7 protein-coding genes are annotated in these 12038 nt (G+C 34.2%); all 7 read left to right on the top strand.

All coding sequences use genetic code 11. The features are described from left to right. Positions 1 to 128: 128 nt before the first annotated feature. From KWG70_RS01230 to KWG70_RS01200, 7 genes are read left to right on the top strand one after another with little or no spacing between them, the layout of a single operon-like run. Positions 129 to 1751, top strand: coding sequence for an MFS transporter (locus KWG70_RS01230; RefSeq protein ID WP_230934168.1), 1623 nt, complete (start codon positions 129 to 131; stop codon positions 1749 to 1751). Then, positions 1744 to 2436 (top strand): beta-phosphoglucomutase, encoded by a 693-nt coding sequence (gene pgmB / locus KWG70_RS01225; RefSeq protein WP_230934167.1) that lies wholly within the window; start codon positions 1744 to 1746, stop codon positions 2434 to 2436. The genes KWG70_RS01230 and pgmB overlap by 8 nt, the downstream gene beginning before the upstream one ends. Before the next feature lie 17 nt (positions 2437 to 2453). Next, on the top strand, positions 2454 to 4760 hold the full coding sequence (locus KWG70_RS01220) for a glycoside hydrolase family 65 protein (RefSeq protein WP_230934166.1): 2307 nt from the start codon (positions 2454 to 2456) through the stop codon (positions 4758 to 4760). Between the two features lie 31 nt (positions 4761 to 4791). Then, complete coding sequence (locus KWG70_RS01215) at positions 4792 to 6744, top strand: glycoside hydrolase family 13 protein (RefSeq protein WP_230934165.1); 1953 nt, start codon at positions 4792 to 4794, stop codon at positions 6742 to 6744. A gap of 1 nt (position 6745) precedes the next feature. After that, positions 6746 to 7702 (top strand): alpha/beta hydrolase, encoded by a 957-nt coding sequence (locus KWG70_RS01210; protein WP_230934164.1) that lies wholly within the window; start codon positions 6746 to 6748, stop codon positions 7700 to 7702. After that, positions 7703 to 10147, top strand: coding sequence for a TIM-barrel domain-containing protein (locus tag KWG70_RS01205; protein WP_230934163.1), 2445 nt, complete (start codon positions 7703 to 7705; stop codon positions 10145 to 10147). Positions 10148 to 10153: 6 nt separating this feature from the next. Then, positions 10154 to 12037, top strand: a complete 1884-nt coding sequence (locus KWG70_RS01200; RefSeq protein ID WP_230934162.1) for an alpha-amylase family glycosyl hydrolase — start codon at positions 10154 to 10156, stop codon at positions 12035 to 12037. Position 12038 lies beyond the last annotated feature (1 nt).

Below are 12038 nucleotides of genomic sequence, written 5' to 3'. Positions count from 1 at the left end.
TATTTAACATTGATTAAATAAAAACTTTACTATATTTACACCCTAATCAAAACTTATATTTTCACTTCTACATTTAAGTTTTGATAAGTTTTATCGCTTGTCAATAGTATTAATTTAAACATACTATTATGAAAAAGCGCGCGCTTGGTTTTTGGGAAATCTGGAACATGAGTTTCGGTTTCTTAGGAATACAATTCGGATTTGCATTACAAAATGCAAACGTCAGCAGAATTTTTGAAACCCTTGGTGCAAGTAAAGACGAACTACCAATTTTATGGTTGGCCGCTCCCGTTACTGGTCTCATTGTGCAGCCAATTATTGGTTATTTCAGTGATCGAACTTGGCACCCCAAGTTAGGACGAAGACGTCCTTACTTTTTACTTGGTGCAATTCTAGCATCTTTAGCTTTAATTGTGATGCCAAATTCCCCTATGTTATGGGTCGCAGCCGGAACATTATGGATTATGGATGCGTCTATTAATATTTCAATGGAACCTTTTAGAGCTTTTGTTGGTGACTTATTGCCTGAGGAACAACGTACTAGGGGATTTGCTATGCAAAGCTTTTTTATTGGTATTGGAGCTGTAGTAGCTTCGATGTTACCCTATATGCTTAAAAACTGGTTTGGAGTTGAGGATGAATCAACATCTGGTTTGCCTGCTTCTGTAAAATGGTCATTTTATTTGGGTGCAATTGCATTTTTTGGAACTGTACTTTGGACAATTTTAACGACAAAAGAATATCCTCCAGAAGATATGGAAGCATTTAGGAAAGAAAATGCCGAGGTTGGAGTATTTGACGGGATTAAAGAGTCATTTATGGGTATTTTTAAAATGCCTAAAACAATGAAGCAATTGTCATTAGTGCAATTTTTTACTTGGTTTGCACTATTCTCGATGTGGATCTATACCACCACATCTATTACTAGCCATGTATATGATATGAAAGTGTCAACAGCACAATTTGATGAAATGTACTCAAAGTTTAAAGCCGAAATCTTAACACAAAATCGTAAAGATGGAATCGCCAAGCTTGATGATATTTCATTTTCTGAAAAGATAAAAAGTGTATTTGTGCCAAGTCCAGAACGAAGCTTGCTAAAACGAATTAATGCTGCCGATTCTGAAATGGAGTCATTAAAAAACAAATATGAAGGTAGTGAAGACGTATTACTCTCTAAAGGAATTATCGATTTTCTAAGAGACAAAGAATTTTCTAAAAGTCTAAACCTAACTAATACAACAAACGAGAGATTAACCTATGTGAACGATCAATACAATGAAGGAGGTGATTGGGTTGGTGTTTGCTTTGCGGTTTACAATGGTATAGCTGCTCTTTTTGCTCTTTTATTGCCTTTCTTAGCTAGAAGATTTAGTAGAAAAGTAACCCATATGTTATGCCTAATTGCAGGTGGGTTAGGTCTTATTTCGATTTTTTTCATAACATCCAATACAGGATTGCTTATAGCAATGGTTGGAATAGGTATTGCTTGGGCAAGTATTCTTTCTATGCCTTATGCGATGTTAGCTGGTGCTCTTCCTGAGAGTAAAATGGGGTATTATATGGGAGTATTTAATTTCTTTATCGTTATTCCACAAATTGTCTCAGCTGGTATTTTAGGCTATGTATTAAATAAACTATTTGGAGGCGAACCTATCTATGCACTAGTTATTGGAGGAATGATGATGATTTTGGCCGGAATTTTAACACTTAGAGTAAACGATAAAGCAACGATTGAAATCAATGAATAAAAAAGGATTCATATTTGACCTAGATGGTGTTATTGTTGATACAGCAAAGTATCACTTTTTAGCTTGGAAAAAATTAGCCAATAGTATTGGCATAGATTTTTCCGAAGTACAAAATGAACAACTCAAAGGCGTTAGTAGAGTACGTTCATTAGAAAAAATATTAGAATGGGGAAGTACATCCCTTTCGCAAGATGAATTCATGAGACTCATGGGTTTGAAAAATGACAATTATCTGAGTTATATTAATACTATGGACGACTCAGAGATTTTGCCTGATGTCACCGAAACTTTAAATTTTCTTGTTGAAAAACAGCAAGGAATAGCTTTAGGTTCGGCAAGTAGAAATGCAAGATCAATTCTAACTAAAGTAAACCTTTTAGACAAGTTCCAATCTGTTGTAGATGGTAACGATGTGTCTAAAGCAAAACCAGATCCTGAGGTGTTTTTAATAGGCGCAAAACTATTAAATATTGAGCCTGAAAATTGTATTGTATTTGAGGATTCTGTTGCTGGAATTCAAGCAGCAAATACAGCCGGTATGATATCTATTGGGATAGGTGAAAATAGTGTGCTGCATGAGGCAGATTATGTATTTAAAGATTTTACCAAAATGTCTAAAACCTTTATAACAGACATTATTTCTGGAAAAATCGAAAAACAATCAAAAAAAAGTATCAATCAATAATTGATTTGTAAAAGAAAATGAATAACAATTATATACAACCAGATAACTGGTCAATCATAGAGGAGGGCTTTGATGCCGACCGTGTCAAGTCATCAGAAAGCTTGATGAGCTTAGGCAATGGAGCAATGGGGCAACGTGCTAATTTTGAAGAGCATTATTCTGGAGCTACATTTCAAGGAAGTTATGTCGCAGGCGTTTACTATCCAGATAAAACAAGAGTAGGTTGGTGGAAAAATGGCTATCCAGAATATTTTGCCAAGGTGTTAAATGCACCAAACTGGATAGGAATTAATGTTACTGTAAATGGCGAAGTTTTAGATTTAGCCAATTGTAATAAGGTTGACGATTTCCGAAGAGAACTAAACATGAAAGAAGGTTGGCTGTCAAGAAGTTTTACAGCTACACTCCAAAATTTTATTCAAGTTAAAGTAGAGACTAAACGGTTTTTAAGTTTGGACGTTGATGAAATAGGTGCTATTGCATATAATGTGACGCCTATTAATAATGATGCCCAGATTGATTTTTCACCATATCTAGATAACGGTATTACCAATGAAGATTCAAATTGGGATGATAAGTTTTGGGATGTCTTAAGTGTGAATCACGAAAAAGAGCAAGCATTTATTGTGTCTAAAACCATGAAAACGCATTTTTATGTGTGTACTTCTATGCAAACTCAAGTCTCATTAAATGGTAAGATCTTAAAACAGGATAAAACTATAAATGATACTATTGACAGAATTGATTTTACTTACAAAAATCAGGTATCTAAAGGGGATACAATTACACTTACTAAGTTTGGTGGTTATACTACCGATAGAAATCATGACAAGAATGAATTAATTTCAATAGCGAAGAAAACCCTAAATATGGTTTCTGAAATTGGATTTGATACACTTCTAGAGCAACAAAAGACAGCTTGGGCTAAAATTTGGGATATGGCAGATATCACAATCGAAGGTGATGTTGCTGCTCAACAAGGTATACGATTTAATATTTTTCAGTTAAACCAAACCTATCTTGGTAAAGATGCACGATTAAATATTGGTCCAAAAGGATTTACAGGAGAAAAGTATGGTGGAAGCACCTATTGGGATACCGAAGCTTATTGTATTCCTTTTTACATGGCTACCAAAGATCAAAATGTTGCGAAAAGCCTTTTAGAATATCGATACAATCACTTGCAGAAAGCTATTGAAAATGCTGAAAAATTAGGATTCACTAATGGTGCTGCATTATACCCTATGGTAACTATGAATGGTGAAGAATGTCATAATGAATGGGAAATTACCTTTGAAGAGATTCATCGAAATGGAGCCATTGCATTCGCCATTTTTAATTACCATCGCTATACTGGAGATTATAGTTATATACCTCAAAAAGGTCTAGAAGTATTAATTGGTATTGCAAGGTTTTGGCAACAGCGTGCTACATTTTCTGAGGCAAAACAACACTACGTTATTCTAGGTGTGACTGGTCCAAATGAATATGAGAACAACGTCAATAACAATTGGTATACAAACTACATTGCTAAATGGTGTATTGACTATACCTTAGAAAATATCAATAAGATTGAAGCTGAGTATAGTTCTGATTATACCAGAATAATGAATAAAGTCAAGCTGTCAAAAGCAGAGTTATCGCAATGGAAAAACGTTGCAGATCATATGTACTTTCCATTTTCAGAAGAAAAAAATGTCTATTTACAGCAAGATGGCTTCCTAGATAAAGAATTGATAACGGTTTCAGATTTAGACGTATCGCAACGTCCTATTAATCAGAAATGGTCATGGGACAGGATTTTACGTTCTCCATATATTAAACAAGCCGATATTTTACAAGGATTCTACTTTTTCGAAGATCAATTTTCTACCGAAGAATTAGAGCGTCATTTTGATTTTTACGAACCTTTTACAGTTCACGAAAGCTCTCTGTCACCATGTGTACATAGTATTCAAGCTGCTAAATTGGGTCGTATGGAGCAGGCTTATGAGTTCTACTTGAGAACATCGCGTTTGGATTTGGATGATTACAATAAAGAGGTAGAAGAAGGTTTACATATTACATCAATGGCAGGTACATGGATGAGTATTGTTGAAGGTTTTGGAGGAATGAGAGTCGTTAATAATACAGTATCATTTGAGCCAAAAATTCCAGAGCAATGGGAAGGATATTCCTTTAAAGTGAACTTTAGAAATCAAATCATAAAAGTTAATGCCTGTAAAGGGCATACACATTTTGAACTTGAAGGGCATAACGATTTAGATATTATGGTTAATGGTAAAATAGTAACCATAAGCCCAAATAATTTAGTAACCGTGTAATATACAACGACACATTTAAACTAGTATAATTATGAAAAAACAGATGTATTTATTTTTCTCATGTATCATTGCTTTAAGTGTATCCTGTAAAGACCAATCTTCAACTAATGATGTTGTTAATGGGAATTCACCAGAACTTATTGATAAAAACGATATTGAACGTATCGAACCACCTAACTGGTGGATTGGTTTTGAAAATGACAAATTACAGTTATTGGTTAAGCATAATAATATTGCAGAGTATACACCAAGTATTTCTTATAAAGGCGTATCTATAGAAAAAGTAAATAAAGGTGATAATAGTAATAATTACTTATTCATTGATCTATTAATTTCTGAAACCGCTTCTGCTGGAACCTTTAATATAAAATTTAAAAATGGAAGTGGTGATGAATTGATCCACACGTATCAATTGAAAAATCGATTAAAGCCAGCCGAAGATTTTATAGGCTTTGATAGCAGTGATGCTGTTTTTCTAATTACACCAGACCGTTTTTCGAATGGAGATCCGTCAAATGATATTGTTGAAGGTTTAAAGCAAACTAGTATAGATAGAACTGATGGTTATGCAAGGCATGGTGGAGACCTAAGAGGAATAATTAATAACATAGATTATATTCATGATCTAGGTTATACTGCTGTATGGCCAACTCCTGTTTTAATAAATGATATGCCTCAAGGCTCGTATCATGGTTATGCAATAACAGATTACCATAAGGTAGATCCTCGTTTTGGAACGCTTGAAGAGTACAAAGAGCTATCTGCCAAACTAAGAGAAAAAAGCATGATGCTAATCATGGATCAAGTGGCTAATCACTGTGGCTTAGAGCATTGGTGGATGAAAGATTTACCATTTAAAGATTGGGTGAATAATCAAAAAAACTACGAAGACAATATTGAGAATTGGAATTGGAAAGTTACGACGTTTTCTAATCATAGACGTACTACAAATCAAGATTTGTATGCCTCAAATGCAGATCGTAAGGGAAATACAGATGGTTGGTTTGTAGAAGGAATGCCAGATTTAAATCAGCGTAATCCATTCTTAGCAACCTATATTATCCAGAATAGTATTTGGTGGATTGAAACACTTGAATTAGGAGGAATTCGTCAAGATACGTATCCATATCCAGATAAAGATTTTATGGCAAATTGGGCAGGATCAATTATGAAAGAATATCCTAACTTCTCAATTGTCGGCGAAGAATGGAGTTACAATCCGCTTTTAGTTGGGTATTGGCAAACAGGTAATAATAATAAAGATGGATACGAGTCTAATTTAAAGTCTACTATGGACTTTCCAATGACCAAGGCTATAAAAGATGGTATAAATGAAGAAGAATCTTGGGATAAAGGTTTAGTAAAGCTCTATGAAGGTTTGGCTAATGATTTCAGTTATGCCAATCCTAATGATATTATGATTTTTATGGGAAATCATGATAAGAGTAGAGTGTATACTGAGTTCGGTGAAGATGCCGTTAAAACTAAAATGGCATTGAGTTACATGTTAATGCTACCAAGAATACCTCAAATTTATTATGGTACAGAAATATTGATGGATGATACAGCAATTCCTGGTGATCATGGACTCATTAGAACTGATTTTCCAGGTGGCTGGGAAGGCGATACTGTAAATGCTTTTACTGGAGAAGGCTTGTCAATAGAGCAAAAAGAAATGCAATCATTCATGTCAAAGCTTCTTAATTATAGAAAAAACAGTAAAGCTATTCATGATGGTAAAACAGTTCATTTCTCACCATTTATGGGCACGTATTTCTTATTTAGAACACTTGGCAATGAAACGGTAGTTTTGATCATCAATAAAAATGATGAGCCAATTACTATAGATCTAAAACGTTATACTGAAATTGGTCTTGACGGAAAAACATTAACAAACATTATTACAGGTGAAACCTTTGATTGGAATGATGCCATAGACTTATCTGTTAAAGGTCCATTATTACTAACAACTAAAACAGAATAGTATGAAACGATATATTCTAATGGTTTTGATATTATGGTCTTTTGATAGTCAATCTCAAAATGAAAGCAGCTCCAATACAGATGATATTACATTTAAGCAACTAAAAGAAGCGGTCCTTTATGAAGGGACTTTGCATCGCGTTGAAGCTTTTCCATCACAGTATATTAAACCAAGACCTGTTGATGTTTGGTTGCCAAAAAATTATTCTAAAAAGAAGTCATATGCTGTATTGTATATGCATGATGGACAAAATTTATTTGATTCTACAACCACTTGGAATAAACAAGAATGGAAAGTTGATGATTGGGCTTCAAAACTAATGAATAACAAAAAAACCAAAGATTTTATCGTTGTAGGTGTTCATAATATTCCACAAATAAGATGGCTGGATCTATTTCCTGAAAAGTCATTTGAGTACATCAATAAAACAACACAAGATTCTTTAATTGCCATGGCCAAAAAGAACAATTTTGATGTGAAATTAAATGGTGATAATTATTTAAAATTCCTTGTTGAAGAATTAAAACCAGTCATTGATAGAACTTACTCAACTCTACCTGAAAAAGAGCATACGGTTGTGGCAGGTTCAAGTATGGGTGGCTTAATGTCGATGTATGCTATTTCAGAATATCCAGATACTTTTGGAGCAGCAGGATGTATTTCAACACATTGGGTTGGTGCAATGCCAATGCCTAACAATCCTTATCCTGAGGCTATATTTAAATATATGGAAGACCACTTGCCATCCTCAAAAACCCACAAGCTGTATTTTGATTACGGAAATAAAACCTTAGATCAATTTTATCCAAAATTTGCACCTCGTGTAGACAAGATTTTAAAGCAAAAAGGATATACAGAAACAAATTCTAAAAACTTATTTTTTGAAGGAACAGATCATTCTGAAAGTTCATGGAACAAACGATTAGATCAACCATTATTATTTTTATTAGCCAATTAAATGAAGACTGTTTTATTTTTAATAAGTGCCATTTGCTGTTTTACGATTGGATTTTCTCAAAATCCGAACCGTATTTTTAAAGGTGCAGAAATTAAAGGTTCTAATTTGAAAATTGAGGTGAATGATGGCTACTATATCATCAAACCTTTATCATCAGAAATTATAGAAACGACCTTTGTTCCAGCCGGTGAATCGTTAAATGAAAATTCTCATGCTGTTGTTTTAAAAAAATCAAATACGTCTAACATTCAAATATTAGAACGCGGTGAAGATGTGTTGTTAAAAACTAATGGGCTTTACGTAACTGTCAAGAAATCACCTTTTCAAATATCGTATTTCTTCAAAGACAAGCATATTATTTCTGAAAAAGGAGGTTATATAAAGACTGATAGTTTGGAAACTATTCAATTTCAACTTACCAAAGATGAAGTGTTATATGGTGGTGGAGCAAGAGCTTTGGGTATGAATCGTCGTGGTAATAGATTACAGTTGTACAATCGTGCGCACTATGGTTATGAAACACGATCTGAGTTGATGAACTACACATTACCTATAGTAATTTCGTCTAACAAATACATGGTTCATTTTGATAATGCACCAATAGGATTTTTAGATCTAGATAGTAAACGTGATAATACACTCACTTATGAAACCATTTCAGGGCGTAAGACCTATCAGGTTATTGTTGGTGAGTCTTGGTATGATATTGTTGATAATTATACAAATCTAACAGGAAAACAACCCATGTTACCACGTTGGGCTTTAGGAAATTTCTCAAGCCGATTTGGATACCACTCACAAAAAGAAGTGATTGAAACCATTGATAAATTTAAAGAAGAAAATATTCCTGTTGATGCTATCATTCTAGATTTATATTGGTTTGGAAAAGAAATTAAAGGCACCATGGGAAACTTAGCTTTTGATAGAGATTCTTTTCCAAATCCTAAGCAAATGGTAGACGATTTAAAAGCTAGAAATGTAGAAACTATTCTTATTACTGAACCTTTTATCCTTACGACTTCTAATCGTTGGGATGAGGCGGTTACCAAAGATATTTTAGCTAAAGATTCTATAGGACATCCAGCAACCTATAATTTCTATTTTGGAAATACAGGGATCATCGATATTTATAATAATAAAGGAAATGCCTGGTTCAAAAACATTTATAAAGACCTATCTCGATTAGGTGTCAACGGATTTTGGGGAGACCTTGGAGAACCTGAAGTACATCCAAGTTGGGTGCAGCATGCCACTGGAACTGCTGATGAGGTTCATAACATCTACGGTCATGATTGGGCAAAATTAGTATATGAATCTAGTTTAGAAGCTAATCCAGATAAACGACCTTTTATTTTAATGCGCGCTGGTTATTCTGGTTCTCAACGCTATGGTATGGTGCCTTGGTCTGGAGATGTCAATAGAACTTGGGGAGGCCTGCAGCCGCAACCTGAAATTGCAATTCAAATGGGGATGCAAGGACTTGCTTATATGCATAGTGATTTGGGCGGATTTGCAGGAAATAATTTAGATGATGAACTCTATGTGAGATGGTTACAATATGGTGTATTTCAACCCATTTATCGTCCGCATGCGCAAGAGGAAGTAGCCAGCGAACCCGTGTTTAGAAGTGATAAGGCTAAAACTTTAGCAAAGCAAGCTATTGAATTGCGTTACAGAATGCTTCCGTACAATTACAATTTGATGTATGAGAATCACCAAACGGGAGCGCCTTTGATGCGACCACTATTTTTTGAAGAACCTAGTAATTCAGATTTATATACCTATTCAGATACCTATCTATGGGGAAAAGATATTTTAGTGGCTCCAATCTTAAAGGCTGGACAAAAAGAAAAAGAGGTCTATTTTCCGAAGCATACCACATGGTTTGATTTTTACACAGAAGAAAGAATTGAAGGCGGACAAACAAAAACCGTTGCCACCAAAGAAAATTCTATTCCTACGTATGTGAGAGCTGGTGCTTTTGTTCCAATGGCTCAACCCATGAACTCTACCAAAGATTATAATAGTAACGAACTCCAACTGCACTATTATTTTGATAATTCAATACCTAACAGTAAACGTAGGTTATACAATGACAAAAATGATAGAAATGCAATTGAAAAAGGCTTTTATGAAATTGTCGAGTATAAATCCAATTTCAAAGGCAGAAATCTCAAATTTAATTTTGAGTTAAAATCGGGAGTTAACCTTAATTTATCTGATAAATCTATTGATTTGGTTATTCATAATATTCAAAATGCACCGAAACGAATTAAAGTTAACGGTAAAAAACTGAATATTTATATGAAATACGAGCCTTCAAAATTTATAAAAATCGAAGGGCAGAAAAATATAGTTTGGGATTCAGAAAAAAAGATACTAACTGTTCCTGTGAAATGGGATACAACCAAAGACAAGCAAATACAAATCAAACTCAAAAAATAATCCAAAATGAAACAGTTAAAATTTATCATTATAACTATTATACTCGTGAGTGCCTTTGGATGTAAAAATGAAACCAAAAAAGAAACAGAACCCTTTAAATCAAATGTTACTTTGAAACACAAACAAGTCGTTTACCAAGTTTTTACAAGACTTTTTGGAAATACAAATACCACAAACAAACCTTGGGGAACCATTGATGAGAATGGCGTAGGAAAGTTTAATGACTTTACAGAAAAGGCATTAAAAGAAATTAAAGATCTTGGTGTTACACACATTTGGTATACAGGTGTACCACATCATGATGTGATTACAGATTATGTACAATATGGTATTTCTAATGACGATCCAGATGTTGTGAAAGGAAGAGCGGGCTCACCTTATGCTGTAAAAGATTATTACAATGTCAATCCAGATCTTGCAGAAAATGTTGAGAATCGCCTCCAAGAGTTTGAAGCTTTAATAGAACGTTCTCATAACGTCGGACTTAAAGTGATTATTGATATTGTACCAAATCATGTTGCTAGAAATTACGAAAGTTTGACTAATCCTGAAGGGACCTCAGATTTTGGTGCTGAAGATGATAAAACACTAACTTATCATAAGAATAATAACTTTTATTACAATCCTGGAGAACCTTTTAAAGTACCAGATTGGAAAAATGGATATCTACCTCTAAATGGCGAAAAGCATCCTATGGTAGATGGGAAGTTTAACGAAAATCCTGCGAAATGGACAGGTAATGGCTCGCGTGCTTCGCAACCAGATATGTATGATTGGTATGAAACAGTAAAAGTAAATTATGGAGTGTCTCCTGATGGTCAAAAGGATTTTGACGAATTGCCAGATGGATTCGATAGTAAAGACTACAAAGCACATTTTGAATTTTGGAAAGATAAAACAGTTCCTAGTTCTTGGATGAAATTTAAAGATATAGCACTCTATTGGACAGAAAAAGGTGTGGACGGATTTCGATATGATATGGCCGAAATGGTTCCAGTTGAGTTCTGGAGTTACATGAATTCCCATATCAAAATGAAAAATCCGCAGGCATTTTTATTGGCTGAGGTTTATAATCCAAGCTTATATCGTGATTACATTAAAAAAGGAAAAATGGACTATCTATATGACAAGGTTCAACTGTATGATACTATTAAGCATGTGATGCAAGGTCATGGGAAAACAGATAATATTCCGCCAATTCAAAATGATTTAAAAGATATAGAACATCATATGCTTCATTTTCTAGAAAATCATGACGAACAGCGTATTGCAAGTCCGGATTTTGCTGGAAATGCAGAAAAAGGAAAACCAGCAATGGTAGTTTCTGCAACCATAAGTACATCACCAACAATGGTATATTTCGGACAAGAATTTGGGGAGCCTGGTGCAGAAGATTTAGGGTTTGGCGATCCTACACGTACTTCTATCTTTGATTATGGAAGTGTTCCAAGCATAGTGCGTTGGAATAATAATAAGCAATTTGATGGTGGGCAATCCACTTCAGAGGAAACATTACTTAGAGATTTTTATAAACGCTTATTAAACTTCACAATTACTAGTGAGGCATTAGCAGGTAATTATCAAGATATCCATCTTTACAATAGAGAAAACAACCAAAACTACAACGATAAGGTGCTTTCTTTTGTACGCTGGAGTGATAATGAACAACTTGCTGTGATCTCAAATTTTGATGCAGAAAACACGCAAAATTTTGACTTAAAGCTTCCAGCTAATATCATAGAAACCTGGAAATTAGATAATGCATCTTACGAGTTATTAGATGAATTATATAAATCGTACAAAACGCAATTAACAGTTATTAATGGGGAAGGATCCATTAAGATTACCTTGAAGCCATTACAATCCTTAATCCTTAAATTGAAGAAATAGC

The sequence above is a fragment of the Psychroserpens luteolus genome (genome assembly GCF_021032705.1).
GTDB lineage: Bacteria > Bacteroidota > Bacteroidia > Flavobacteriales > Flavobacteriaceae > Psychroserpens > Psychroserpens luteolus.
Note: the sequence above shows the minus strand (reverse complement) of the source record. Positions and strands in the feature narration are given on the sequence as shown.